Annotated in this window: 25 protein-coding genes and 1 other annotated feature; of the genes, 20 read left to right on the forward strand and 5 right to left on the reverse strand. The window is 43.6% G+C overall.

Annotation, left to right across the window (positions count from 1 at the left end):
- The first annotated feature begins 47 nt into the window (after positions 1–47).
- The 4 genes from RA086_RS06170 to RA086_RS06185 all read left to right on the forward strand — a co-directional run bounded on the left by RA086_RS06170 (position 48) and on the right by RA086_RS06185 (position 5087).
- Positions 48–1391, forward strand: a complete 1344-nt coding sequence (locus RA086_RS06170) for a replication-associated recombination protein A (protein ID WP_308702977.1) — start codon at positions 48–50, stop codon at positions 1389–1391.
- A gap of 205 nt (positions 1392–1596) precedes the next feature.
- Positions 1597–2283 carry a response regulator transcription factor gene (locus tag RA086_RS06175; protein ID WP_024626232.1) on the forward strand — a complete coding sequence of 229 codons (687 nt, stop codon included), beginning with the start codon at positions 1597–1599 and terminating at the stop codon, positions 2281–2283.
- Positions 2283–3923, forward strand: a complete 1641-nt coding sequence (locus RA086_RS06180; RefSeq protein ID WP_308702978.1) for a HAMP domain-containing sensor histidine kinase — start codon at positions 2283–2285, stop codon at positions 3921–3923. Before RA086_RS06175 ends, RA086_RS06180 begins: the two co-directional genes overlap by 1 nt.
- Before the next feature lie 225 nt (positions 3924–4148).
- Entirely contained in the window at positions 4149–5087 is a 939-nt protein-coding gene (locus tag RA086_RS06185; protein ID WP_308704425.1) for a 1,4-dihydroxy-2-naphthoate polyprenyltransferase, read from the forward strand.
- Positions 5088–5276: 189 nt separating this feature from the next.
- Here RA086_RS06185 and yidC read toward each other — a convergent pair whose 3' ends face one another.
- Positions 5277–6206 (reverse strand): membrane protein insertase YidC, encoded by a 930-nt coding sequence (gene yidC, locus RA086_RS06190; RefSeq protein ID WP_308702979.1) that lies wholly within the window; start codon positions 6204–6206, stop codon positions 5277–5279.
- A gap of 63 nt (positions 6207–6269) precedes the next feature.
- Positions 6270–6542 (reverse strand): acylphosphatase, encoded by a 273-nt coding sequence (locus RA086_RS06195; RefSeq protein ID WP_308702980.1) that lies wholly within the window; start codon positions 6540–6542, stop codon positions 6270–6272.
- A gap of 137 nt (positions 6543–6679) precedes the next feature.
- On the opposite strand from RA086_RS06195, the gene RA086_RS06200 reads away from it, so the two are divergent.
- From RA086_RS06200 to greA, 8 genes are all read left to right on the forward strand, one after another.
- The gene (locus tag RA086_RS06200; RefSeq protein ID WP_308702981.1) at positions 6680–7450 is read left to right on the forward strand and encodes a TrmH family RNA methyltransferase; all 771 of its coding nucleotides are present in this window, start codon (positions 6680–6682) and stop codon (positions 7448–7450) included.
- 510 nt (positions 7451–7960) lie between these two features.
- Positions 7961–8467 carry an HD domain-containing protein gene (locus tag RA086_RS06205; RefSeq protein ID WP_308702982.1) on the forward strand — a complete coding sequence of 169 codons (507 nt, stop codon included), beginning with the start codon at positions 7961–7963 and terminating at the stop codon, positions 8465–8467.
- Positions 8468–8498: 31 nt separating this feature from the next.
- On the forward strand, positions 8499–8870 hold the full coding sequence (locus RA086_RS06210; protein WP_308702983.1) for a winged helix-turn-helix transcriptional regulator: 372 nt from the start codon (positions 8499–8501) through the stop codon (positions 8868–8870).
- A 45-nt stretch (positions 8871–8915) separates the two neighbouring features.
- Positions 8916–9149 (forward strand) — a binding site (T-box leader).
- A 51-nt stretch (positions 9150–9200) separates the two neighbouring features.
- Entirely contained in the window at positions 9201–10247 is a 1047-nt protein-coding gene (locus RA086_RS06215; RefSeq protein ID WP_308702984.1) for a phenylalanine--tRNA ligase subunit alpha, read from the forward strand.
- Positions 10248–10256: 9 nt separating this feature from the next.
- Positions 10257–12674 (forward strand): phenylalanine--tRNA ligase subunit beta, encoded by a 2418-nt coding sequence (gene pheT / locus RA086_RS06220; protein ID WP_308702985.1) that lies wholly within the window; start codon positions 10257–10259, stop codon positions 12672–12674.
- Positions 12675–12916: 242 nt separating this feature from the next.
- Positions 12917–14113 carry an endolytic transglycosylase MltG gene (gene mltG, locus RA086_RS06225; protein ID WP_308702986.1) on the forward strand — a complete coding sequence of 399 codons (1197 nt, stop codon included), beginning with the start codon at positions 12917–12919 and terminating at the stop codon, positions 14111–14113.
- A gap of 14 nt (positions 14114–14127) precedes the next feature.
- A complete protein-coding gene (gene udk, locus RA086_RS06230; RefSeq protein WP_308702987.1) occupies positions 14128–14757 on the forward strand; it encodes a uridine kinase in 630 nt (209 codons plus the stop codon).
- A gap of 110 nt (positions 14758–14867) precedes the next feature.
- Positions 14868–15350, forward strand: coding sequence for a transcription elongation factor GreA (gene greA / locus RA086_RS06235; protein WP_308702988.1), 483 nt, complete (start codon positions 14868–14870; stop codon positions 15348–15350).
- 69 nt (positions 15351–15419) lie between these two features.
- Here the strand turns inward: greA and RA086_RS06240 are convergent, their stop codons facing one another.
- Both RA086_RS06240 and RA086_RS06245 read right to left on the reverse strand, forming a co-directional pair.
- On the reverse strand, positions 15420–16127 hold the full coding sequence (locus tag RA086_RS06240) for a LiaF transmembrane domain-containing protein (RefSeq protein ID WP_308702989.1): 708 nt from the start codon (positions 16125–16127) through the stop codon (positions 15420–15422).
- A complete protein-coding gene (locus RA086_RS06245; protein ID WP_308702990.1) occupies positions 16124–16573 on the reverse strand; it encodes a LytTR family DNA-binding domain-containing protein in 450 nt (149 codons plus the stop codon). Before RA086_RS06245 ends, RA086_RS06240 begins: the two co-directional genes overlap by 4 nt.
- 190 nt (positions 16574–16763) lie before the next feature.
- On the opposite strand from RA086_RS06245, the gene RA086_RS06250 reads away from it, so the two are divergent.
- A complete protein-coding gene (locus tag RA086_RS06250) occupies positions 16764–17072 on the forward strand; it encodes a HesB/YadR/YfhF family protein (protein ID WP_308702991.1) in 309 nt (102 codons plus the stop codon).
- A gap of 75 nt (positions 17073–17147) precedes the next feature.
- Here RA086_RS06250 and RA086_RS06255 read toward each other — a convergent pair whose 3' ends face one another.
- On the reverse strand, positions 17148–19787 hold the full coding sequence (locus RA086_RS06255) for a YfhO family protein (RefSeq protein ID WP_308702992.1): 2640 nt from the start codon (positions 19785–19787) through the stop codon (positions 17148–17150).
- Between the two features lie 543 nt (positions 19788–20330).
- On the opposite strand from RA086_RS06255, the gene RA086_RS06260 reads away from it, so the two are divergent.
- From RA086_RS06260 to RA086_RS06290, 7 genes are all read left to right on the forward strand, one after another.
- Positions 20331–22373 (forward strand): peptidoglycan D,D-transpeptidase FtsI family protein, encoded by a 2043-nt coding sequence (locus RA086_RS06260; RefSeq protein ID WP_308702993.1) that lies wholly within the window; start codon positions 20331–20333, stop codon positions 22371–22373.
- 125 nt (positions 22374–22498) lie between these two features.
- A complete protein-coding gene (gene rpmG, locus RA086_RS06265) occupies positions 22499–22648 on the forward strand; it encodes a 50S ribosomal protein L33 (RefSeq protein WP_003638573.1) in 150 nt (49 codons plus the stop codon).
- Between the two features lie 159 nt (positions 22649–22807).
- Entirely contained in the window at positions 22808–23374 is a 567-nt protein-coding gene (locus tag RA086_RS06270; protein ID WP_308702994.1) for a 5-formyltetrahydrofolate cyclo-ligase, read from the forward strand.
- The gene (locus RA086_RS06275; RefSeq protein ID WP_407659085.1) at positions 23361–24038 is read left to right on the forward strand and encodes a rhomboid family intramembrane serine protease; all 678 of its coding nucleotides are present in this window, start codon (positions 23361–23363) and stop codon (positions 24036–24038) included. Before RA086_RS06270 ends, RA086_RS06275 begins: the two co-directional genes overlap by 14 nt.
- 27 nt (positions 24039–24065) lie before the next feature.
- On the forward strand, positions 24066–24287 hold the full coding sequence (locus tag RA086_RS06280; protein ID WP_308702995.1) for a YqgQ family protein: 222 nt from the start codon (positions 24066–24068) through the stop codon (positions 24285–24287).
- Between the two features lie 17 nt (positions 24288–24304).
- Positions 24305–25267, forward strand: coding sequence for an ROK family glucokinase (locus RA086_RS06285; protein WP_308702996.1), 963 nt, complete (start codon positions 24305–24307; stop codon positions 25265–25267).
- A gap of 297 nt (positions 25268–25564) precedes the next feature.
- Positions 25565–25978, forward strand: a complete 414-nt coding sequence (locus tag RA086_RS06290; protein ID WP_308702997.1) for a rhodanese-like domain-containing protein — start codon at positions 25565–25567, stop codon at positions 25976–25978.
- Positions 25979–26030 lie beyond the last annotated feature (52 nt).

A 26030-nucleotide genomic window follows, 5' to 3' on the forward strand; every position in this document is an offset into this window, starting at 1 on the left:
TTGTTTGCGTTATAATTGTTGTAATGACTTAATCGGAGGTGTTGGCATTGCGCCAAGAATCATTATTTAATCCTGAGCACGCGGCTAGTAGTCCCTTAGCTTATCGTGTGCGACCAACCACTTTAGATGGTTTTAAAGGGCAGGAGCATTTACTGGGACCGGGCAAAATGTTACGCCAACTCATCGCAGAAGATCAGTTGCCATCATTGATCTTTTGGGGACCACCCGGTGTTGGTAAAACGACATTGGCGGAAATTATCGCGCAGCAGACCAAGTCGCATTTTATCACATTTAGTGCGGTGACTAGCGGCATCAAGGAAATTCGAAAAATTATGGATGAAGCTGAAGCCAATCGCGATTTCGGCGAGAAGACCCTAGTTTTTATTGATGAAATTCACCGATTCAATAAAGCCCAGCAAGATGCTTTCTTGCCATATGTTGAGCGGGGGAGTATCACGCTGATTGGGGCGACTACTGAAAATCCATCCTTTGAGATCAATGCTGCCTTACTTTCGCGATGCAAGGTGTTGGTCCTTAAAGAATTAACAACTGAGGCATTGAAACAAGTTTTGCAAGCCGCCCTAGACAATCCAAATGGTTTCCAAAAGTTAACGATTAAGAAACAGCCGGATACGCTGGAATTGATTGCTGAGTTTGCGAATGGGGATGCCCGAGTGGCGTTGAATACGCTTGAGATGGCAGTCCTAAATGGTGAACGTGAGGGACAAACTGTGACGGTCACTGCCGCAGGACTCCATCAGCTTATTAATACAAAATCATTACGCTATGATAAAAATGGTGAAGAACATTATAATTTGATTTCAGCATTGCACAAATCTATGCGTAATAGTGATGTCGACGCGGCAATCTATTGGTTGATGCGGATGCTAGCTGGCGGGGAAGACCCCTTATACATTGCGCGGCGCTTGATTCGTTTTGCGAGTGAAGATATCGGTTTAGCTGACCGGCAAGCATTGCCATTGACGGTGGCAGTATTTCAAGCCTGCCAACTGATTGGCATGCCAGAATGCGATGTAAATTTGACAGAAGCAGTGACCTACTTGGCTTTAGCACCGAAATCAAACGCGCTGTACGCTGCCAAGTCTGCGGCACAGGCAGATGTCAAAGCCAAGGGAAATTTGCCAGTACCGTTACAGATTCGGAATGCACCGACGAAATTAATGAAAGAATTGGGTTATGGCGACCACTATCAGTATGCCCATGATACAGCGGCCAAATTAACGTCGATGACCACGATGCCGCCGGAACTTCAAGGCCAGACTTATTATGAACCAACGAATCAAGGTCAAGAGAAAGCTTGGCAACAGCGCTTAGCGGCTATCAAAAATTGGCATCGTGAACATCCACAGTCGGATGAGTCGTCATCGTAGGTCACACCGAACTTCAAAATTGCAATTAAACGTCAACCGGTTAAAATGAGAACTGCATGAAGGCTTGGCAAAATTTCAGGTGTAGGAAATTTACCGTATTCATGGTAAAATAACATGTTGTACATGTTTGTTGAGAATCCTTCTCATTAAACACGGCGTCGCACGATTGTTAGATAAGTTGAATATTAGGAGTGACTAAAAGTAAATGAGTCGAATATTAATTATTGAGGATGAAAAAAATCTCGCTCGGTTTGTCGAACTGGAATTAAAGCATGAAGGTTACGACATTCAGGTTGAGTACAATGGCCGCAAAGGATTGGACGCAGCATTAGGTGAAGACTTTGATGCCATCCTTTTAGACTTAATGTTACCCGAATTAAACGGGCTAGAAGTTTGTCGGCGGGTGCGGGAAGTTAAAAACACCCCAATTATCATGATGACCGCACGTGACTCCGTTATTGATCGCGTTTCCGGCTTAGATCATGGGGCCGATGATTATATCGTTAAGCCATTTGCCATTGAAGAATTGTTGGCACGCTTACGGGCGTTATTACGGCGGATCGACTTGGAAAGTGAACAACAAAACACTAAGCAAACAACGGTGACCTATAAAGATTTAACGATTGAAAAGGAAAACTTAGTCGTTAAGCGTGGTGATGAAGTCATCAACTTGACGAAGCGGGAATACGAATTATTATTAACCTTAATGGAAAATATTAATGTCGTTTTGGCTCGTGATGTCTTGTTAAATAAAGTTTGGGGTTATGAATCCGAAGTTGAAACCAATGTTGTCGATGTTTATATTCGTTACTTACGGAATAAAATCGATCGCCCTGGCGAAAAGAGTTACATCCAAACAGTTCGTGGGACTGGATACGTGATTCGGTCGTAATGACTGACGAAAATCAAACGAACACAACGCAACATAAACGTTGGTCGTTGAAATGGAAATGGGCGCTCGGGACCGCAATCGGAACCGCGCTCATTTTTATTTGTTTTTCACTGCTGGTTTATAAGAGTTTCACGAACCTCTTAATCCGGCAAGAACAACGCGATGTTGCCAGTGCCGTGTCGACGATTCAGCAGTCGTTGCGGACAGAATCAACCGGGCTGACTATCAAGTCGGTAGCCGCAAAACTGCAACCAGAAGCAAACGTTGAACCGGCCGATGGCATGTCAGCCCGTAAGCAGGGCGCACTACAAACGAGGTTCTTTTCTGATTCAGAGTTGACGGCGTTATCGCGGACAAATTTAGCGGTAACGGTTTATGATCCGGAAGGTATTACACTCTACATTTCACGAAAAGATAGTCATGAATTTCAAAAAAGTTCGAGTCGCATGATTCAAACGGTCGGACGTGGCCATGACTCAGAATTAGTGGGACGTGCACCAATCCATGCAGCGGGCAGCCACAAGTTAATCGGTTATGCGCAAGTCACAGACAGTTTGGCTGATTATCACAATACGACGCACAATTTAATGTGGATCTTTATTGTGATGACGTTGATTGCCATTTTTGGGGCCACGTTGTTAGGTTACTTCTTAGCTGCCTTTTTATTACGGCCAATGAGAAAGATCACGAAGACCATCAACGCGGTCAATGCCGATCCTCAAACAGATTCACGAGTACCAGACTTGAATCGTAACGATGAATTATCTGATTTAGCCGTGCTATTTAATGACATGCTGGATCAAATGCAGCGCTATATTACGCAGCAGCAGCAATTTGTTGAAGATGTTTCACATGAATTACGGACACCGGTTGCCATTATTCAAGGACATATGGAACTCTTGAATCGCTGGGGCAAGGATGATCCTAAGGTATTGGCTGAATCCTTATCAGCGAGTTTATCCGAAACTCAACGGATGCAAAGCTTGGTCCAAGAGATGCTTGATCTATCGCGGGCAGAACAGTTGGAAATCAACTTTAGTCATGAAACGACGGATGTCCAAAAATTGGTCACCCAGGCGTTCAATGACTTCAAGATGATTCATCCTGACTTCACGTTTACCTTTGACGATGATGTGAAGCAGCCAGTTTATGCGCAGATCTATCGGAATCATTTGGAACAAATCCTGATTATTTTACTGGACAATGCGGTGAAATATTCCACGAAACGCAAAGAAATTCATTTATCGTTATCAACAGACATTCGTTATATTGAAGTTGCGGTCCAAGATTTCGGTGAAGGTATTTCAAAAGACAACCTTGATCGGGTTTTCAACCGGTTCTATCGGGTGGATAAGGCTCGTAGCCGTGATAAGGGGGGCAATGGCCTCGGTTTATCAATTGCCCAACGATTAGTTGAAGGCTACCATGGTCGGATTAGTGTGGAGTCAGTTGTCGGGCAGGGGTCGATTTTTCGATTCCATTTACCAATTTTAAAAGATCCTCAGTTGTTGGCTAAGGCGGAAGCCGACACGGATGCCGTTGAAAAGATTGCCAAGTCAGAACGACCAGCTGGAATTCGTCCCGCAGTCACTGACAAAGATGAGCCACCACTGGATGATCATGAACATGATGCGAAATAGTGCCATTAAAGTGCTTGGAATGAAATTTCCAGGCACTTTTTTTTGGTCGACTATTAATCAGCAACCAGCCAGGCGAGAACCTGGTCCCAACTGATGAATGGCTTTGTTTGTTCAAATAAAATCACTTGAAACGGTTTTCACAAATAAGAAAGACTGTTATAGTGGAATAGCAATCATTTTATTTGGGGGGCGTAACAGTTGTCTAACGAAACAACTTATCGGCCAATGACTTTCAAGATATTCTTGCAATTCATTCGGCTGAATGCGAAAGCGGCCAGTGTCGTGCCGTATTTCATCGGAATTTTATTTTCAATTTATTATTTTCACGCCTTTAATTGGGTCAATTCACTGATTTATTTAATTGCACAAGTTGCGATTGCGTTGTTTGTGACTGGCTTTAATAATGTTCAGGATTATTTTTTAGCGGTCGATCTCCATTATCGTGACACCTATAATATTATTGGACGGGAGCACTTATCACCAAAACGGTCCTTACATTTGGTATTAGGGATGTTAGCGACTGCCATTATTTTAGGCCTCGTCTTGGTCTTTAAAACGAATTTGCTATTATTATTCATGGGTGCTGCAGCGATTGGGGTTGCCATTTTCTACACGTATGGGCCAGTGCCGTTCTCCCGTTTTCCACTTGGAGAGTTATTATCAGGGACAGTTGAAGGCTTTGGGGTCTTTTTCCTTGCGGTTTACATGAATGTGGCGACGCCCGTTTTGATGGGCTTTACCTTTGACTGGCCTCAATTTGCGGTCGTTGGTAATCTGCAAAACATCTTGGTCATGATCTTGGTCGGTATGCCAAACATTTTCTTGGTTTCAAACATTATGTTAGCTGACAACATCTGTGATTTAGATCAAGATGTGCGCAACAAACGTTACACGGTGCCTTATTATATTGGCAAACCGCGGGCGTTGAAAACTTATGACACGCTAGCTTTATTAGCCTACGTGCCAGTGGTTGTGAGTGTGGCGTTACAACTATTACCGATTTATCAATTATTAGTTTTATTAGTCTTACCAAAAATTCTTAAGAATATTAAAGCCTTTAATGCGGTCCAAGTGAAGGAAACCACCTTTAATACTGCGCCTCAAAACTTGATGTTATTTCAAGGAATGCAGTTATTAGGGTTAATTATCGGAATAATCTTTTAAATTGGAAGTGTCCAGAAATGGGCGCTTTTTTTGCGCGCTTTGTGTCGTAGTGTTCCTATTTTAAAAATAGGGTCATCTCCGTGGATCAGGACGTTCGCTGTGAGGCAGGCTTCAGGGTGATAGCGACAAAAATAGCACCAAAAAACGTCACCGGCCAAATTGGCAAGTGACGTTTTTTAGTGTTTTGATTTAATGATGATGGCGCTGTTGTTTCCCAGCGTTTCGACCTTCATTTGGATGAGCATTTCGATTAGTTGAATTGTTATTGCTAATCGGTTGTTCCGTTGCTTTAATTGGTTTAGCAGCTGTTGGTGTTGGCGTCTTAATCGGGTGCTTCTTTAATTCTTCTTCAACTTCACGACGAATCCGTGGGCGGAAGTAGTTAATAATCAAAGTTTGTAAGCAGGCGAATAAGCCACCAACGAAGAAGTAGAGGCCTAAACCAGCTGGCGCAGACATAGTCACAAATAAAATCATGACGGGACTGACAACCAACATGGTGCGCATCGTTTTCTTCTGTTCGTCAGGAATCCCAATCATTGATAAGTAGCCTTGAGCTAAGTAGGATAGGAAAGCCAGCACTGCAAGCAAGAAACTAGAATGTCCTAAGGCAATCCCCATGAACTTTGCGCTTGAAAGTTCTGGTGAGTAACGAATGGCATAATACAAGGCTGAGAACACTGGAAATTGAATCAATAGTGGTAAACAGCCGATCCCACCGGTCATACTAATGCCATTGGCCTTATAAAGGGTCATCATGTCGTTGCTGGCGGCTGCTTTTTCTTCTTGGGTCTTCGCAGCTTTTTGTCGTTCTTGAATCACTGCTAATTGTGGCTTAACAGCAGACATTTTTTCTTGTTGGTAGGTTGATTTCCGTTGTTGATTGATCATCATTGGCAACAAGATTAAGCGGACGATAACGGTCAAACCAATAATGGCCCAGCCGTAGTTATTGCCAAATAGTTGCGCCAACCATTGCATGACCGCCTGACCTGGTCGTGCTAAGTAATCGTAAACGAAGCCATACGGTTTACCATTTTTAACCTGAACACAGCCACTTAGAAAGAACACTAAACTAGATAGTGCCACCGTGACGGTGAGGGCTTTTTTATTTTTCACTAGATATTAATCCCCTTTATTTTAGTCATATAAACATGATGATACTAGAGACGGTAAGGGATTTCAATTGGTTATCCGAAAATTATGATAATTTTGTGGCTCAACATCATGAACGATCAACTTGGTCACTTTGCCAAAATCAGTTGGTGATTGTTTAATCACATCAATAAAAACTTGAACGCGTTGATCTTCGCCTTCTGCTTCAATGAACACCGAACCATCCATTAAATTGCGAACGATGCCGTTCACACCACATTTATCGGCGGCCACTTTAGTTGCCCAGCGGAATCCGACACCTTGCACACGACCGCTGGCTTGGAGTGTTACTGCACGCATATTGTCACTTCCTTTTAAATAAAAACAGTCTGGTTCGCTAACCACGACCATACTAATATAATAGCATGGAAATTCCCACCAAGCGATATGCTATACTTATCATTAATTAAACCGAGCAGAATAGGAAGTACATGAGCATGGAAAAAATAAATTCACTACAGAATGTGCACGTTAAAGCCTGGAAGAAGTTGCAAACGAAAAAGGGACGTAAACAACAAGGCTATTATTTATTGGATGGTTGGCATTTAGTCAATGAAGCTGTTAAAGCCAAGGTCTCAATCAAAACCTTACTGATTACGGGCAAACAACTGGAACTGAAGCCTGATTTGACACATTTCCCAGCTGTGATTGAAATTTCAGACGAAGTTGCTAGCCACATCAGCGCAACGGTGACACCCCAAGGCGTATTTGCCTTGGCAGTGCTCCCAAAGCCCAGTGATGATCCATTAGCAACTGTAGATTTAAGTCGGCCTTGGCTGTTGTTAGACAACGTCCAAGATCCTGGTAATATTGGCACGATGGTTCGAACCGCGGATGCAGCTGGCTTTGGCGGGGTAGCTTTTGGGACTGGGACGGTTGATATTCATCAGCCTAAAGTTGAACGCGCTATGCAGGGGAGCCAATTCCATTTACAGTTGATCAGCACAGATTTACGTGATTTGGTCAAATTATTACAAGCGCAAGGCAAGCCAGTTTATGGCTCAGAATTGAATCCTGAAGCCGCTCAGTATTTGGACGTTAAGGCCCCAGCAAGTTTTGGCCTAATCATGGGTAATGAAGGCAACGGGATGAGTGACGATCTCTTGGCATTGACTGACCAAAATCTCTATATCCCACTCAAAGGTCAAGCGGAATCATTAAATGTGGCGATTGCCGCCGGAATTTTAATGTTCGGGCTTTATCGTTAGGCAGCGGTAGTGTCTATCATGCGACTTAGCTTGCCGCTCCGGTTGGTCTGGATTGATGCTGGAACGTGTGGTCCTCACACTCTAGAAAAATTTCACCACTGAGCATTGTCCAGCCCGCCCTGAGCTAAATAATGAGTCCAATTTTATGTCAGGTTCTGATTTTACTGGGGCCTAGTTTAAAATCACTATTTAACGTCGGAGTGGACCAGCTCGTTTGCCGTGTCGAGACACTTAGCTGGGCGGGTTTTCCCAGGTTAGTGTCTGGCCGACTTTTAAGACGTGGGCTTCGGCTTGAAAGCGCCCTGCAGACCGCTTTTTGGCTGCAGGTCTGCCTCACAGCAAACGTGCTGGTCAACGGAGACGGGCAAACCAAGCAGATGCTTATAGCCATCGTCACCAACTGACATCAAAAAACGATTAATTAGAATTATGTCCGAATTGAACAAAATACTTTCAAAGTTACTTACTTTTTAGTAGAATAACCGTAGATATTAGTAAAGGGAGCTTTCAATGAAAACCAATGTTTGGAAACAAGATTCCGAGTACGTGGCGCTTGTCGCCGACCTGTTGGCTCAACCAGCTGTTCAACGTTTAGCTGATTTCACGCAACACCATCATTCGAATCGTTTAGATCATTCAATTGCAGTTTCATATGATAGTTACTTATTGGCAAAAAAGTGGCACCTCAATACGACAGCGGTAGCTCGTGGTGGGCTATTGCATGACTTGTTTTATTATGATTGGCGCGAAACTAAGTTTGACTTAGGGTCGCATGCCTTTATTCATCCACGCGTGGCTTTACGCAACGCCGAAAAGTTAACTAAATTAACCCCGATGGAAAAGGATATCATTTTAAAGCATATGTTTGGGGCAACGTTGGCCCTGCCTAAGTATCGTGAAAGTTTGTTAGTTTCTCTAGTCGATGATTACGAAGCAGAACATGAATTTTTTGGACCATTACGTACCAAGGTGGCCAAGCAATTAGATCGGTTCCGGGGGAAGATTTCCGCCGGTTAGACCGAGAGCAGGATTTTTGGAGGTCATGCAAATGTCAGAAATGATGCTAGATACGGTTGAAGACACGACCGTTGAATCCGAATTCGAACTGTGTCCCAAATTTGAAAAAACGTTTTCTATTTTAGGTAAAAAATGGAATGGTTTGATTATTGACGTTTTACTCGAAGATGGTCCACAACGCTTTAAGAATTTAGCGCGCCGCATTCCAAAATGTAGTGACCGGGTTTTAGTGGTTCGTCTAAAAGAACTGGAAGCAAATGGCATCGTTAGTCGCGTGACCCATTGTGATTCCGCTTTGATCGAATACCGGTTAACGGACAAGGGCGCTGATTTGAAACAAGTGATGGAAACTGTTCATCATTGGTCAGATAAGTGGTACAGTCCCGCAGAATCCTGTCGATAGGGCTTGACGCTGTGGTCACTTTGCCATAAACTGACAGAGTAGATAGAAAAAGCTTTGATGAGAAGTAGTAGTTAGTGGCGGCGTCTCAGGGAAGAGTGTCATCGATTGTAAGCACTCTGGCGATTAAAACTAATGAATTCACTCTTTGAGCTGAAATTGGACGTTTAGAAAACAAAACTATTTCCGGTATCCGGCCGTTATTCGGTGAAAGTGCGTTTTAACTTGGTTTTTGCCAAGTTTAGCGAACAAGGGTGGTACCGCGATGACCTCGTCCCTTTTAGGATGAGGTCTTTTTTGTGTCTAAATGTATTATAAATTGGAGGGAACCATATGAGTTTACAAGATCGGTTAACCGAGTTACGCGACCAAGGCTTAGCAGATATTAAGTCAGCGGACGTTTTAAAAAAGGTCAACCAAGTTAAGGTTGATTTGCTCGGTAAGAAAGGTCCCATTACGGAAGTTTTACGCGGTATGCGTGATTTAACACCGGATGAGCGACCAAAAGTTGGGGCCTACGCTAACGAAGTTCGTGATAAGTTACAGGCCGCCATCGATCATCGACGTGAAGAACTAGAATTGGCTGCCCAAAATAAGCAGTTAGTCGCTGAAAAGCTAGATGTCACATTACCTGGTCGTCAAGTGCCCCAAGGCCAACCCCATGTGATCACGCAAATCATTACGGAACTAGAAGATTTATTTATGGGAATGGGCTATCAGATCGTTGATGGCGATGAAGTTGAAGAAGATTACTATAACTTCGAACGACTGAATTTACCTAAAGATCATCCCGCTCGCGATATGCAAGATACCTTTTATATTACGAAAGAAATTTTACTGCGGACCCAAACTTCCGCTGATCAACCGCGTTCCCTTGAAAATCACGATTTTTCAAAAGGACCGTTGAAAGTTTTGTCTCCAGGTCGGGTTTATCGTCGCGATACCGATGATGCGACACATTCACATCAATTCCATCAAATCGAAGGCTTAGTGGTCGATAAACATATCACGATGGCTGATTTGAAAGGAACCTTGGTTTTGGTGGCGAACGAGTTGTTCGGTGACCAATTTGAAGTCCGCTTACGACCAAGCTACTTCCCATTTACGGAACCCTCCGTTGAAGCCGATGTCACTTGCTTTAACTGTAACGGGAAGGGTTGTGCCGTCTGCAAACAAACTGGTTGGATCGAAGTTTTAGGGGCTGGGATGGTTCATCCACGCGTTCTGGAGATGTCTGGCATTGACCCAGAAGTGTATGGTGGCTTTGCGTTTGGCTTAGGCCCCGATCGCTTTGCAATGTTGAAATACGGTGTTGATGATATCCGGAATTTCTACTTAAATGATGTCCGGTTCTTGTCACAGTTTTACAAGAAAGGTTAGGCTGGCCCAATGAGAATATCTTATGCATGGTTACGTGATTATTTAAAGCTGGACATTCCAGCCGATGAATTAGCAGAAAAAATTGAACGGACGGCGGTTGAAGTTGATGGTGTGATCCGTCCAAGTGAAGGCTTAAAAAAGGTCGTCGTTGGTGACGTGCTTGAATGCGTGCCACATCCTGACTCCGATCATTTGCATATTTGCCAAGTGGATGTTGGGGAAGCTGACCCGATTCAAATCGTTTGTGGCGCACCCAATGTCGCAGCCGGTGAAAAGGTGATCGTCGCGTTACCTAACTCATGGATCGGTAATCACACGAAGATTAAACGTAGTAAAATGCGTGGTCAAGTTTCTAACGGGATGTTGTGTGCGTTAGATGAACTAGGCTTTGATGAAAAATTAGTGCCAAAAGAAGTTGCGGATGGTATTTTCATTTTACCTGCAGAAGCCAAACCTGGCGAACCCGTCTTTTCATATCTTGGCATGGACGATGAAATCATCGACATGTCTGTCACACCTAACCGTGGGGACATGTTAAGTTTGAATGGGACAGCGCATGAATTGGGAGCAATTTATGACCAAACGCCAACGATGCCAACAGTTGACCTGCATGAAAATGCTGATGAACTTGCTGATGATGAACTGAGTGTGACGGTACAGGCAGATGAACAGGCTGTGCCAATGTACAAAATGCGTTTGATTAAGAACGTGACAATCAAGCCTAGTCCATTATGGTTACAGATTCGAATTTGGAATGCTGGTATGCGCCCAATCAATAACGTTGTCGATGCGACTAACTACATTCTGATGCAATATGGGCAACCATTGCATGCGTTTGATTTCGACTCACTGACTAATGGTCAAGTTAACGTTCGATTTGCGAAGGCAGGCGAACAGTTGACAACTTTGGATGGCGAAGCCCGTGAATTGTCTGCAACTGATTTAGTGATCTGTAGTGATGATCGACCAATCTGTTTAGCAGGGACGATGGGTGGTTTGGACAGCGAAGTGACTGATCAAACGACATCAATCGCACTGGAAGGCGCTATTTTTGATGCGGTTAAGATTCGGAAAACAGCGCATAACCATGGCTTACACAGTGAAGCTTCAATGCGCTATGAACGTGGTATTGATCACAGCGCGACTGAAACGGCGTTGAATGCTGCGGCAGCAATGATTGCAGAACTTGGTGATGGAACGGTGACGACGGGTATCGTGGTTGGTCGTGATGAAGACGTTCAACCCGCCGTTGTCAAAATCAGTTTGAGTCGTATTAATCATGTGCTCGGTACTGAATTGAGCTTGGACACCGTTGCAGCTATTTTCCGACGCTTGGCTTTCCCAACGACCATTGACGGCGAAACCTACACTGTGACGATTCCAGCACGTCGTTGGGATATTCATATTCCAGCTGACTTGATTGAAGAAGTTGCGCGTTTATATGGTTATGACAATTTGCCAGCAACGTTACCAACGGGTCAACCAACAATCGGTAAGTTAAATGAAACCCAGCAAGTTATTCGTGACTCACGAAAGTTGATGGAGAGCGCTGGCTTAACACAAGCCATCAGTTACTCATTGACGACGGAGAAAAAAGCCCAGGCTTTTGCCATGCAGGCGAGTGAAGTAACTAAATTAAGTTTCCCAATGAGCTCAGAACGGTCGGCGTTACGCTTGAATCTGATCTCTGGTTTATTAGATGACTTGGCTTACAACAATGCCCGTAAAGAGCATGATGTAGCCTTATACGAAGAAGGACGTGTCTTCTTTAGCCAGCCCGAACAAGTGCGGCCAAAAGAAGTTGAACATATTGCCGGTGCCATTACTGGCTCAATGGTTCAGACTGCTTGGGATACTGAAGCCACACCGGTTGATTTTTATCAGATTAAAGGAATCGTTGCGGGCTACTTGAAGAGCTTGGCATTGGCGGCACCTGTTAGTTATGTGGCTAGCACCACGCATCCGGAAATGCATCCCGGTCGGACCGCAGACATTTATGTCGGTGAAGCGCTGGTTGGGTTTGTGGGTGAAATTCATCCAGCCACAGCCAAGGCTTATAAAGTGCGGACGACGTATGTCTTCGAACTCGATTTGGCTGCCTTGATTGCGCAACCAAAGGAACATCAACAATATCAACCAATTTCGAAATTCCCAAGCATTACTCGTGATGTGGCGATGTTGATTGATGATCAGGTGACGAACGCGGCTATTGTTAATTTGATTAACGATAAAGGTGGCGCACATCTGCAAAACGTACAACTATTTGATGTTTACAATGGGAAGAATGTTCCTGAAGGTAAGAAATCATTGGCTTACACGTTAACTTATCAAGATCAAAATGCGACTTTAGTCGACGATGAGATCACCAAAGCGTTTGACAAAGTCTTACAGGCTTTGACGACAACTTTTGGGGCTGAAATTCGCTAAAGGTAATTGTTAAAATAACCAGCGTATCTGTAATTGTTCGCAATTGCCGATGAGCTGGTTATTTGGCTATGCCAATATTTGCTCGAATTGGCATGCACAGCAGGTTTAGTGCGGGTTAAAATCAGTTTTTGGGGTCAAATTTACTTTCCAGAATGAAAATTATCCTAAAAAAGGCTAAAAGTCTTTCAGAAATCGTGCAAAGCGGGCGGTAGTTTTGTATAATTGATAAGATTAATCAATAGATGGAGGGGCGAATTTTGAATAACGACCAAAATAATCAGGATCAACAAGACCACGGCTCAGCTGATCAACCAAATCGGCTCGCCCAGAAACAACGAAAGTCTTTTTCTAAGCGCGTCATTGGTGGCGTGATTGGTATTTTGGTAGCATTGGTAGTCATTATCGGATTTTTAGGTTATCGGTATTTTGATAATGCCACGCAACCGCTGAACAAGACCGATCAACAGGTCGTGCAAATTGAAATCCCTTATGGTGCCAACGGTAAAAAGATTGCTGATATTCTACAATCAAAAAAAGTGATCAAGAGTGGGTTTGTGTTCGAATATTGGACTAAAGCGCATAATTTATCAAACTTTCATGCCGGTTATTATCAATTAAAGCCGTCGATGTCATTGGCACAGATTGCGAAGGCCTTGAATAAGGGTGGGTCATCAGAACCGATCCAAAGTTCAACCGGCCGCGTCTTAATTGTGGAAGGTAGTCAGATTAAAACCATTGCGAAGACGGTTCAGAAGCAAACTGACTTTACCTCTCAAGAATTCTTGGCATTGATGAAGGATGAGACCTTTATTAAGTCGTTAGCGAAAAAATATCCAGAGTTATTAGGATCAGCGATGACCGCTAAAAATGTTCGTTACCGATTAGAAGGCTACTTGTTCCCAGCTACTTATATCGCTGACAAGAAAACAACCTTGAAGCAACTGGTGACCCAAATGGTTTCGAAGACGGATGCGGAGATGCAACCGTATTATCAAGAAATCAAGAAGGAAAAGTTATCGGTTCAAGAAGTTATGACCTTAGCATCATTGGTAGAACGTGAAGGGAGCACCACCAAGGATCGGCGTTTGATTGCCGGTGTGTTCTTGAATCGTTTGGATGCTAAATGGCGCTTGGATTCCGATATCTCAGTCTTCTACGCCATCAATTCAAGTAAATCAACCTTGACGGCGAAGGACTTACAGTCGAAATCACCTTATAACTTACGGTTACATCTTGGCTATGGCCCTGGACCGTTCAATAGTCCGAGCTTGATCTCGATCAAGGCCGTGCTTGATCCGGCACAGCGGAGTAAAGATTACATGTACTTTGTTGCCGATTTAAAGACGGGTAAGGTTTATTACGCTAAGGATGCTGCCGGCCACGCTGCCAACATTAAAAAAGTTGCTAAGCATAATGGTACGGACGAAAACGGACAGTAGAGGGTTAAATTAACATGATTGAAAACAAACATCGTCGCCCAATTATCATTGGGGTGACCGGTGGTTCTGGTAGTGGTAAAACGACGGTTAGCAAGGCCATCTATAACCAATTATCTGGGCAATCGTTACTAATTTTGCAACAAGATTCATACTACAATGACCAGAGTGATATGACGATGGCACAGCGCCGACAAGTCAATTATGACCATCCGCTGGCCTTTGATACGGACTTAATGATCAAGCAAATTAAACAGTTGATCAATTATGAACCTATTGAGAAGCCCGTTTATGATTACGAGCAATCGACGCGTAGTCAGCGGACGATTCATCAGGAGCCACGCGACGTCATCATCGTCGAAGGCGTTTTGATTTTGGATGATCAACGGATGCGTGACTTGATGGACATCAAAGTTTTCGTAGATACGGATGATGACATTCGCATTATTCGTCGGATTCAACGTGACATTAAGGAACGTGGCCGGACGCTTGACTGGGTGATTGAACAATACCTGGCGACCGTCAAACCGATGTATCACCAATTTGTGGAACCGACTAAGCGTTATGCTGACATCATCGTACCCGAAGGTGGGGAGAATGAAGTCGCAATCGACTTATTAACGACGAAGGTTCGGTCCATTTTATAAGTTTAAAAATCAGCTGACAGTCTATTTTTCGGATTTGAGAGTTTACAATTAAAATCCGGCATGGTAGGCTGTTCTCTGTTAACTATTTAAGAAATCGAGGAGTGGAAACATTGGCAGAAGATAAAACTTATCCAATGACGGAAGAGGGGAAAGTTAAGCTTGAACATGAATTAGAAGATTTAAAGCTTAACCAACGTCCTGAAATCATTAATCGGATTAAAATTGCACGGAGTTATGGTGATTTATCTGAAAACTCTGAATATGAATCAGCTAAAAATGAACAAAGCTTACTAGAAAACCGCATCAAAACGGTGGAACACATGCTTCAATATGCTGAAATCATTGATAGTGAAAAAATTGATGAATCTGAAGTTTCTGTTGGTAAGATCGTGACTTTTAAGGAATTGCCAGATGAAGATCCTGAAAGTTATACCATTGTGGGCGCTGCTGAAGCCGATCCGATGCAAGGGAAGATTTCAAATGACTCCCCAATCGCTAAAGGCTTGATTGGGCATCATGTTGATGAAGAAATTAGCATCGATATTCCAGCTGGCTCCATGGAAGTTAAGATTTTAAAGGTTGAAAATGCGTAATTAGATTGCTTAAAAAAGCGTTGTCAACGGCTCACTTGGAAAACCAAGTTGTCGTTAACAACGCTTTTTTTAGATGTAATTGATCGTTAACTGGCCAAGTGAAACGCGACCTTGTAAGTAGACTACTGGTCCGGCAGTTGTGGGTGTTCCTTGAGTTTGAATGTCACCTAGGCTATTGTTGACGTTCAAGTGTAGTTGCCAAGTTTTAGGGACGTATAATTCGACACTGCTTAGTGAAATGTCAACGGCAATCGTCGCCTCAGCCTGGTGAAGCTGGACATCATCGAAGTAGATTTTAGCACCGCCCATTGAGACGTGAATATTGGCACCCTCAAAGTCAGTGCTGTGAATGTAGCGAATAGTGTTGCTCATGGACAGATCCAAATTTACGTTGGGATCATTGATGGTCGCGGAACTGGGCCGCTCGTGGTCAAAATTACCAGCCCAGTTGCCATGATGGTGATAGCGATAATACCAACGTGGATGGATTAGGATGCTCAAACCAATACTCAAAAGTAGCGCCGCGCCAAGAATTGTCCACGGAACGAGTACGGTGATGCCAAGTGGTTTAGCATAAATAATTGCTAAGAATGCCAACGAGAAGACCAAACTGGACATAATCAGGTGTCGAAGACTGGTGACAAAGATAGCTATTAATGCAATGGTGAAAAATAATGTCCAAATTCCGATATGGGCGCCAAATAGCCCTAATTGACTGGTGATTAAGATAATTGCACTGACGAGGAAGAAGGTTCCCCAGAACCAACGCTGTTTCATTTAAAAGTCTCCTTTTCAAGTGTGAGTTTTAGGTCACGGTAGTAGCGTCGTGAGGCATACAATTGCTTGTGCGTGTGATTAAATTCAATGAGATTGCCGGTCAATGACTTGGTCAGTGAATAGATGGCTTGAGTATTGACGATGGCAGATTTAGAAACCCGTAAAAAATTAGGTGGCAATTGGGTTGCTAACTCATATAAGTGCCGCTTTGTTTGATAGCTCGTCTTGCAAGTATGTGCCCGGACCTGATGACCTTCCGCTTCAAAGAAGAGAATGGTCGCTAAAGGCAGCTGGACGGTATGACCAGCCTGTGAAACGGTTAACGTAGCCGCTTGAGCCGATAGATTTTGCAGCTGTGCCAGCAATTGCTCAGCCCCAGGATAATTGACGGGTAAATGCAAGGTTAATGCTGGTGTCGTTAAATCTGGTTCAGTTTTTATGGTCACGTGGATAGCGATCACCTCCCTTTGGTGTTATTAGTACACCATATTAGCGGCGGCTTGTAAATCGTTTTTCCCTAAGTGGTCGTTAGGTGTGCGTCAGTGGTTAGGGCTTGTGCACTCACTTACAATGTTGCGTTTTCCGTAAAAAAAGGAGACAATGTTGTAAACGATTACAAAGATGAGGTGACTACGAATGAAAATTACAATTACACCAGCAGCCAGCAAGTGGTTTCATGAGGATATGGGTGTGACGACTGGTAACGGTGTCCGTTTCTATGGCAAGACATATGGTAAAACAGCGGTACACCATGGTTTTTCAATTGGTGTGATGCGCGATGATGACCCTCATCGTCCAATTGCCATTACCGAAATTGATGGCGTTAAGTATTATGTCAACGACCGTGATGACTGGTTTTTCAAAGGTTACGACTTAACTGTAGATTTCGATGCCGAAAACGATGGGCCAAAATATGAGTATACGCCTAATCATGAAGAAGATTAGACGGTCATTATGATGACGAAAAAATAGCGTTCCAGATTCAGAAAAAACTGAATCTGAAACGCTATTTAAATCGACTTAATGTGGTCGTCGTTTCAAGGTGAACCAGGCGAGGGTGCCTAACAAGGTCAGGCCACTAAGACTTAACCCAGCCACTAGATAAGGTGGGCGATAGGTTAAGGTCACGGTATGCTTACCTTGACTTAATGGCACTGCCACAAAAGTATTGATCACTTTCTTTATGCTAACGGCTTTGCCATCAACAGTGGCATGCCAGCCGGCGGAATAAGGAATCGTCGTCATTAGGACTTGGTGTGGCTGTTTACTGTTAATCGTCCCAGTTAATTTTCGACTGGAATGTTTCGTCAATTGCCAAGGTGATTGTTGCAACTTTTTAGCCGATTGTTTAAATTGGTTATTATTCAACTTATACAGGGTGAAGTTCTGCAACCAAAGCGATGTTTTCTTCATTTGAATCCCAAAGGTCACAGTTTTACCCTTGCTATTAGTTGCCACATTAACGGCAATTGTATGGCGATAGGTTGGATATTGTTGCAATTCTTTACCATTAATATAATAACTGGCATTCGATGTGGTCAAGTTTGAACCTAACGTAATGTAATAAGAATCATTTGTTTTCGGCGTAAACTTAAAGTAAATGGACCCCGTTTTAGCAAGATTTTTCTTATTGACCACTGCGCCGGTCAATGTCGTAACTTGTTTAACATTTTGGAACACAACTTGATCGAAGTTTTCAGCGGAGATCAAACCAGTGGTCGAGCGATTTGCCAACGTTTGGTAGATCAATTCTTGCCGTGAAATGGGATCACCAGTTGTTTTGGAAACTTTTAAGTCTGTAATTTTATCCGAAGCAGCGAACCCTAGGCCGAGTGCATAAGGATTTTTATAAGTCGTTGCCTGACTGTTACTCAATTGAGACTTTTTCTGATAATGAGCCAAATCCGGTTTGGTACTCGTTACTGGAATATAACTGTTATAGTTTGAATTATCTGCTTGTGTCTTCGGAATCGTTTTACTCATGAAGTAGCGCATATCTAATAAGGAATCGGTGATCAAGGTCCCATTGGAATAAGTCACGACCCCATCACCATCTGGTTGACCAATTGACCCAAAGAAGTTGGGAATAATACTTTCAAAGGTTGAACTAAAATGATCCGCTCCGTTATAGGCTGCTTGCATTGGATCATCTTTAGTTCGCGTGAATGTTTTACCCACACGATAAAATTGTTGATCACTAGCCTTGATCTGATTAACGGTTTGATCTAACGCCGTGGTGTATTTACCAAATTCGGCTTGTGAGACATAAGAAATATTATTCAATGACGCCACGACATTTACACTCATATCTGTGGCGACCAGTATTAGGGCTACTAAATGGTAAATAATCCGGTTCTGTTTAGGAACCAGCAACAAGACTAAAGTGATTGCTGCAAGACCAATCGTAATCAATAAGTTTGGTACATTAATGTAAGTGACGTGCTTAAGATTGAGGTAGACCGTGGTAAAGAGACCACCAGCTAATCCAAACATGATTAACCCTTGCCACCAATTGATCGTCAACTTCTGGCCAAGGGCTTGCGCACCTAGCCAAACGATCCAGAAGCAAAAGACAAATGAGAAACGATAAGGATACCAAACTGGAAACTGATCAGCGTGCCAAAGTAGGTCCAATGGTTCATAACAGAAGGACAAGACCAAAACGGCCGTGACGAGCAGGACACTAAGTTTTACCGGCCATTTGGGCTGTTTGCGTAAGAAGAACAGCAGAAAGGCAAAAATGGCGAACCAAGCAATATAGAAGTTTGGCTGACCAGACGGCATCTGGTCAAAGTTGAAACTTCCAGTCACAAACTTGGCGAGCATCTTCCAAGGGGCATATTCAAACTTCCAATGCAACTTAGTGACGTTGTATTGGGCCTTACTTTGCATCAGCGCCCAAAAAGTTGGTAGTAGCAACCATGCAGAAAGGGCGACAGCGAGTAGCCCGCCCCAAGCAAACTTCAGTGCCTGTGCACAAAATGTTTTGAAGCTTTGCCAATATTTAGTTGCACCATACAACCAGTACAAACAACTGAATAAAATGACCATATAGCCCATATAATAGTTGTCAATTAGCATGACGGTTAACCAACCCGCAAACCAGCGGACTTTACCGGTTTTGAAGAGTCGTTCCAACCCTAGAATAACGAGCGGTAAAATGGCGGTCGTATCTAGCCAGATCATGTTAAGTTGATTAGCCACCATCCAGCCCATCAAAGCGTAGGCCGTACTGAAAGTTGGCACCAGCCAGCCTTTTTGAGTGTGTGTTTTAGTTAATAACCAAGCAAAAGCCCAGCCAGCGCAACCATACTTCAAGACGGTCACGATAAAAATTCCGGTGGTGATAGATTGGCCTGGGAAGAATAAGTAGATCAAATTAAATGGACTCATTAGATAGTAAGCCCAGACCCCAACCATTTCACCGCCAATTGTTTTTGAAAAGGAATAGAAAAATGCACTTGGATCATGCAATAGGGTATGTCGGAAATAGGCGAAGAGGTCAACGTATTGTTGCCCCAAATCGACGGTTAACAGACTGCTTGACCCAAATGGTGCCATGTGCCGATAAATAAAATAACCGGTCATAATGATTAACGGCAACCAGAAACTGACCCATAACGGCCAAGTTCGTTTGTCAAAAATACGACGGATTCTCAAAATGCCACCTCAATCTCTTAGTAAATCCACAGCAGTCAATTTACCATTGGCGTGCTGAAATTTTTTATGTCTATCGTCTAGGATAGCATAAGTGACTCACTTCGTCGGTTAAAACTTCGTAATGAAATCAGTGAAAGTTAAGTCGCTGAACCAAGCCCTGAAAAAGGTGGTAAGTAAGGGGAGTGGTGAAACACGCTTTGACAGCAACCCAACTAACTGCCGCGGCAAATCAGCCGGTTAACGATCCTTAGTATAGGAAACTAATTTCATTGATTGCTAGAATAGTGTTCAGATTATGGCTGGTAATCCTACTCATATCAGCGTTGTCTGCGCGCGGTTGATCAGCGGGGGTAAAACAGTTTTTAAAGAAGCGTATAAATTCATTACGTGAAGAATGCCAAATAATGGGATTTATAGTACACTATTGAATGGTGATTACACACAGGGTAAAATAGTCTAAGTAATGCAATAATGTCCGATTGCTAGTAGTATCCGGTGAACTTTAAGAAAATGCCCACCAAATTAAGAACGGGAGCCTGAGAATTGAAACTGTTTAAGAAAGTAACTGCAAACCGTGATCCTAATAAATCACATATTCCATTTCGATTAAACTTTTTATTTTTTATCGTCTTTTTGCTATTTGCAGCGTTAATTGGTCAGTTGGCTTACTTACAAGTTGACTATGGGAATAAATTTGCGACAGAAGTTAATTCTGCCAACAATACGACTGCCACGGCTAGCGTGCAACGGGGGTCCGTTTACGATTCAACGGGTCGTGTCATGGTCGGTAACAAGTCTCATCAAGCGATTCAATATACGAAAGGCTTGAATGTTGCTTCTACTAAGATGTACACTGTCGCCACGAAATTAAGCAATTATTTAACGGTTTCGACAGACACCTTGACCGATCGGAACAAGGCAGATTATTATCTGGCTAATGCCACTAACTTGAAAGCCGTCGCGAAGCATGTTAAGAATTCTTCCGACGCGGATGTGCTCTATGATCGTGAAGTAACTTATACGGTCAACAATCTCATTGACGGTCTGTCAGCCAATCAAAAAAATGCGGCTGAAATATTTGCCAAGATGAGTGCTGCTTATTCGCTCTCAACAGTAAATATTAAGTCGACGGGTGTGACGAGTCGTGAATTAGCTGAAATTGGTGAACACCAATCTGAAATGCCTGGGATCAAAGTTGGGACGAGTTGGACGCGTAGCTATCCTAACGGGACCAGTTTGAGTAGTGTGCTTGGGACGGTCACGACTGAAAAGCAAGGGCTACCAAGTGACAGCATTAAAACGTTGTTAGCGGAAGGCTATTCACGTGATGATTCTGTTGGTCAAAGCCAATTGGAAAAGCAATACGAAAATGTACTACGTGGGACCAAGTCACAAACTGAAGTTAAAACTCAAGATGGCGTCATTAAGAAAGAAATCAAGAAGTATGGCGGCCAAAAGGGTGATAACGTTGATTTGACGATTAATGCCAAATTCCAAGAAAAAGTGCAAAGTATCGTGATGGCTCAAGCGAAGTCAGCTGGTTCAGAGAATCAATATTCAGTTGGGGGTTACGCCGTTGTCTTGAATCCAACGACTGGAGCCGTTTATGCTTTAGCTGGTGCCGACCGTAATATCAAGACGGGTAAAGTCACTGAAAACGCCCTTGGCACGATTAACCAATCCTTTGTTATGGGGTCAGTCGTCAAAGGGGCCACAGTTATGGGTGCCTTACAATCTGGCGTTATCACGCCAACAAGCAGTACGTTGACTGATACACCAATTAAGTTAAAAGGGACTGCCACTAAGAGTTCTTGGTTTAACAAGAGTGGTGGCACCAGTTTGACCTTGAATGCTTCAACTGCAATGGAAGTTTCCTCTAACTCGTACATGATGCAACTAGCAATGAAGGAGGGTGGCTTCAGCTATGCTTCTGGCAAGGGCTTGGATATGCCAACCTCGATCTTTGCTAAGTTGCGGGGCTACTTTAACGAGTTTGGTCTAGGGGTTTCAACTGGGATTGATTTGCCTGGTGAAGCGACTGGTTATGAAGGGACTGCTGACCAATCCCATATTGGTAATGCGTTAGACTTGTCCTTCGGGAACTACGATTCGTACACGACCATTCAAGTGGCACAATATATTGCCACCATGGCCAATGGCGGTCGCCGAGTTGCGCCACACGTTGTTTCATCAATTTCTGGGACTAACGCTGACGGGAGTCAAGGTAAGACCAAGGTCAACGTTGGGACGCGTGTCTTGAATACGATCGACGTGCCAAGCTCTTACTTTGACGTCGTCCACACGGGTTATTGGGACGTTGTGCATGGGACTAGTCAATACAAGACTGGTAGAACCTTAGCCAATGTCTCACCAGCCGTAGCGGCGAAGTCTGGGACTGCTGAAACGTATTATAATGCGTCAACGCCAACTGAAACATTAAGTTTGGCGACTTATGCGCCATACAAGAATCCTAAGGTTGCGATTGCGATCGTCTTCCCAGGGATGAATAACAGTACAGAGAGTACCGTTAACTTGCAAACCGCAATCCAAATTTACAAAGCCTTTTGGAAGTATAATGCTAAATAATTAAATCCGATTTTCGATACCAGTATCTGAATTGATACTGGTATTTTTTAGTTAATAATGGTATAGTAGTTCAAGTTAAGGGCTCCAGCCCTGTATTATGCGAATGAGTTTGGAGGGTCAACAACATGCGGGTACACATTACATTAGAATGTACAGAATGCCATGAACGTAACTACTTATCTTCAAAGAACCGTCGGAACAATCCGGATCGGGTCGAATTTAAGAAGTACTGTCCACGGGAACACAAAGTTACATTACATCGCGAAACGAAATAACAACGGGGTAGCCTGTTGTTTTTTCAGTGCATTGTCATTAGACAATGGGTTTCTCATTTGTTGGCAAATGGGTGGTTGTTTCAGACAATCACCCATGTTGATGAATGAGATTTTTTGTTATTAAGGGAAAAATCAAGTTGATAATGGGAGCGTGGTTGCATGGAAAAGGGAGCCTTTCGAAAACAACAGATTGCACGTTTGAGTCAAATCTCTGCTGAAGAGCGGTTGCTGCAGGAGTCCAGCCTGCAACAACAACTATTTGCTAGTCCTGTTTGGCAACAAGCCCAAGTCGTGGCGACCACGATCAGTAGTGGCTTGGAAGTGGCGACTCAGCCAATCATTGAACAAGCTTGGGCGGCTGGCAAGCAAGTCTTGATTCCTAAAACGTTGCCGCATCGACAAATGGCATTTATGCCTTACACGGCCGACAGTCAGTTGGCACGGACTAAATTTGGCCTATTTGAACCGACGACAGGACCCACCATTGATAAAAGTGCGATTGACTTAATTTTGGTTCCCGGACTTGGCTACAGCCAAAATGAGCTAGCACGCATCGGTTTTGGCGGCGGTTATTATGATCGTTATCTGGCTGATTATGCTGGGACCAAACTAACGTTGGCACTTCGTGAAATGGCGTTTGACCATGCTGAATGGCCCGTTGATGAGTATGATATTTTATTAGATCAATTATTGGTCGCAAAGGAGCGTGTTGATCACGAGCATTAAACGGTGGTGGCAAACAGAACCAGCGATGACCCAAATTCTTTTGGGGATCACGGTGGCAGTTTTCTTGTTAGAGTGGTTACTGGGTGGCAGTACCGTGACGGCAGTGCTGTATATGCTTGGCGCTAAAAATGATCAAGCCATCATTGCTGGTCAGTGGTGGCGCTTTATCACGCCAATCTTCTTACATATGGGGCTGACACATATCGCTTTGAATGGCGTCGTCATCTACTTTATGGGGATGCAAATTGAGGCGTTGTTCGGTCATTGGCGGATGCTGTTGATCTACTTATTAGGTGGCATCAGCGGTAATATCATGAGTTTTGGACTCTCGCCAGATCAATCGGTCGGTGCCAGTACGGCAATCTTTGCGTTATTTGGCGCTTTTCTGATGGTTGGTGAATCATTCTGGGAAAATCCAATGATTCGACGCTTAACAGGGCAATTCCTGATGTTCACGGTCCTGAATCTGGTCTTTGATTTATTCTCGTCAGGGATCGATATTTGGGGTCACGTGGGTGGCTTGATTGGAGGCTTTTTACTCGGCTATATCGTGGGAATTCCTCGGATGGGTAAAATTCCACGGATCAAACGACTTTTGGCTGGTATCACGCTGTTAGTCGCTTGGGCGGCGATGATAAAATTAGGTTTTACAAATTTCCAATAAACTGTATAATTAATCGAGGATATGCACATGAAAACACTTTACGACGTACAACAGTTACTGAAAAAGTTTGGTGTTTACGTTTACGTGGGCAAGCGGATTTGGGATATTGAACTCATGGCAATTGAGGTCGATCATTTGTACCAAGCCGGGGTGTTAGATGCCAAAATGTATGCACGCGTAAAACTCGTATTGACTCATGAGCACCGGATAGAAGCAGAACATGCGCGTGCAGACCACGCACATGATTAATGGAGGGATTTCGTAACATGGATCGCAAATTAATCGGCGTCGACCTTGGTGGGACGACGACCAAATTCGCCATTTTAACTGAAAATGGCGACATTCAACAAAAGTGGAGTATTGAAACCACAATCTTAGATGAAGGCGCCCACATTGTGCCTAACATCATTGACTCAATCAATCATCATTTGGACCTCTACAAGATGGATCGCTCACAATTTGTCGGTATCGGCATGGGCACACCTGGGACGGTTGATTTGGCTGCTGGGACCGTTATTGGGGCCTACAACTTGAACTGGAAGACCTTACAACCAGTTAAAGAACAAATCGAAGCCGGAACCGGGATCAAGTTTACGCTTGATAACGACGCCAACGTGGCTGCTTTAGGCGAACGTTGGAAGGGTGCTGGCGAAAACGGTAATGATGTGGCTTTCGTGACCTTAGGGACTGGTGTCGGTGGCGGCTTGATCGCCGGTGGTCACTTGCTTCATGGTGCAGCTGGTGCGGCTGGTGAAATTGGTCATGTGACGGTTGAACCAAATGGCTACTTATGTACTTGTGGCAAACGCGGTTGTTTGGAACAATACGCTTCTGCTACTGGGGTCGTTCACGTTGCCCGTGATATGGCTGAAGAATTCTCTGGTGTTTCTAAGTTAAAAGAACTTTTAGACAACGGTGAAGAAATTAGTTCAAAGATTACCTTCGATTTAGCTAAAGAAGGCGACGTTTTGGCTAAGGGTGTTGTGGACAAGGTCTCTTATTACTTAGGTTTGGCATTGGCTAACGTGGGTAATACGATGAACCCTTCATCAATCATTATTGGTGGTGGGGTTTCAGCGGCCGGTGACTTCTTGTTGAAGCAAGTTGACGCTTATTTCCATCAATTTACGTTCCCAACGGTTCGTAATACGACTAAGCTGAAGTTAGCTGTATTAGGTAACGATGCGGGTGTCATTGGTGCGGCTTCATTAGCCCAACGTTTCATTTAACGATAAAAATTAGAAGGGACTCCACTGGGGTCTCTTTTTTAGTCCAAAATTGTCGGTCTTCGAGGAACAGCTTGTTTGCTGTGAGACCGTTCTGTGCCTCACAAACGTGACTATTACGTTCCAGCATCATTTCAGATCAACGGAATGGGACGATTGGGCAGCAATATGTGCCAAAAAAAGACATGGTTTATCTTAATTGACCAAGATCGCAAATTTACCTCCGCGGATAGGCTTGGGGGACTAGTAAAAGTAAGCGGTTTTGTGTAAAATAAAGAAGTAGAAATTAGGAGGGATAGCGTGGTTTTAGGTGCAGTCGGTGCGATGACATACGTGAATATTGTATTGATCGTGTTAATCGCGGCATATTTTATTTATGTCTTTTATAGTTATATTCGTCGGCGTCAAGTTTCAACGATGCTCGATGAAGAAGAATTTACTAAGGGAATGCGTAAGGCTCAAGTGATTGATTTACGCGAAAAGAAAGAATTTGATGCGGGTCATATTCTAGGGGCTCGTAACATTCCGTTCAATTCTTTAAAGGTACGGATGAATGAACTGCGTCAAGATATGCCAGTTTACGTCTACGACCAAACGCATACGTTAAGTACGCGTGCTGTTGCAATGTTAGCTAAAAAAGGTTATTCAGAATTGTTCATTTTGAAGCCTGGTTATGCGCGTTGGGAAGGCAAAACGAAAAAAGCGAAGTATTAAAAAAATGGCGGCTGGAACAAAATAACTTTGTTCGTGCCACCATTTTTTGCTA

Source organism: Lactiplantibacillus brownii, from assembly GCF_031085375.1.
GTDB lineage: Bacteria > Bacillota > Bacilli > Lactobacillales > Lactobacillaceae > Lactiplantibacillus > Lactiplantibacillus brownii.